The sequence below is a fragment of the Halobacterium sp. KA-4 genome (genome assembly GCF_021028995.1).
Taxonomy (GTDB): Archaea; Halobacteriota; Halobacteria; order Halobacteriales; family Halobacteriaceae; genus Halobacterium.
This window is the reverse complement of sequence record NZ_JAJJZG010000049.1, coordinates 1-1,618: the sequence shown is the minus strand read 5'-3', so window position 1 is coordinate 1,618 and position 1,618 is coordinate 1. Positions and strand designations below refer to the sequence as shown.

Annotated in this window: 2 protein-coding genes; both read right to left on the bottom strand. The window is 44.1% G+C overall.

Annotated features, from left to right (window positions below; translation table 11 throughout):
- Positions 1 to 140 precede the first annotated feature (140 nt).
- Entirely contained in the window at positions 141 to 857 is a 717-nt protein-coding gene (locus LPA44_RS17965; RefSeq protein ID WP_230890845.1) for a hypothetical protein, read from the bottom strand.
- A partial coding sequence (locus LPA44_RS17960) for a hypothetical protein (RefSeq protein WP_230890844.1) occupies positions 848 to 1,618 on the bottom strand: 771 nt, incomplete at its 5' end. The genes LPA44_RS17965 and LPA44_RS17960, both read right to left, overlap by 10 nt.

Below are 1,618 nucleotides of genomic sequence, written 5' to 3'. Positions count from 1 at the left end.
GTCAACATCCGCCAATCATAGCTAACAGAGGAACCCGATTAAGCGTGCAACAGACACCGGTGAATTCCGAACAGACTGTAAATGGGTGTATTCTCCTCGACATGGGAAAATAATCAGTACCACTAGATATTCTTGAAAGGTCACTCAGATTCCTTAGCCAGATACATCAATGGTATAATGTAAACTACTGCTACCAATACTAATCTTACAGAAGGTAGGAGTGAGTCTCTCGCTGTGAGAGGTACTAAGACCAGCCATATCACCATATATGCAACACAGGTTCCCATGACGTATTTGAGGAGTTGCTTAGTTTCCCACTCTGTGAATAATACCCATATGAATGATGGAATTAAGAAAATGAACAGAAGTCCAAGCGCAGATAAGCTGCTGGTGGGATCAAGGCTGGTAACTGCGGCGACTCCTGAAGCAATTATTATGAATGCAGGTAGCGATGTTGTCCCTATTATTACACAACGCTGAAGTGTCGGGGCTCTCAGTTTGGTATTCTTATATGATGTCCAGAGTAATCCAATCCCAATAGAAGACAAAATAATGCTTGCCGTAACAATCTCTGGACGCGAAAATACCCCAAGAGAAGGAGATATCATTTGCCATGCCACAAATTGGGGAACTAAGCAGATAGCGGTTCTCTTTAGGAGAGGAGGGCTAATGGCAGTTTGATGATGACCACTTTTAGATAACCAGTATGAAATGGCTATAATAGTTACAATTGGGGCTATGGCGCCTTTCGAACTAAACCCACCCTGTGGACCACCAGCAAAAGTAATGACAAACGCAGGCCCGATCAACCAAAATATTGTCTTCCAAAAATTCGCCATTTGTGTGTCTATTCCCACCCAATATCAACAGAGTTCCATTTTGTAAATCCACTGAAACTACCATCAGTTCTCGCATCGACCCCACCATAATCATAGTACCCTCCAGACCCAGTCCCTTTCACTTTCATACCTGCGTAATATGTTTCGCCGGGGGTAAACTCTTCCCCGTTATCCAGACGAACGGTATTGGTGAACTCCTTATTGTTCCTCCATTCTTCTAACCCAGATCCACTCTTACTCAGAATGGTCTTTGAGCCAATCTCATTCCTATTAGAATCCTTTATGTATAGTTTGAGGTTAACTGATACGGTTGCAAGACCAAGAGCTATAATTGATAGTTTGTATTCTCCTTCAAATGTAATTTCAGGTCTATCGGGTGTTGACGGTGAACTATTTGAAATGTATATCTCAACCTCTGTCGCAGATTGGAAAAAGGCATTTGCAGCACCTGGATACGCAGTCAATGTTCCGAATGCATAATTCCCGTTATTTAATTCCCCATACTGACAACCTTCGCCATCTGACATACTATGGTCTTCAATCGGGTACTCGTCATTCCCGAATTGACATTCTTGAATCCCGTTCCGAAGATAGCTTGCTTCAGCAACACTCGTTCCACCGCCTGGCTCGACAGTCTCTGCCCAACGGCCGTGAGTAGCATCTGCAACGCTCTCATAATCACCCAAATCGATCACTACTAGAGGGGATCCGGGACCTGGATCAACTTCATCGGTCCCCATCCCACTGCCCTGTTTGGCATCTTCAATTCCGAGATCGGT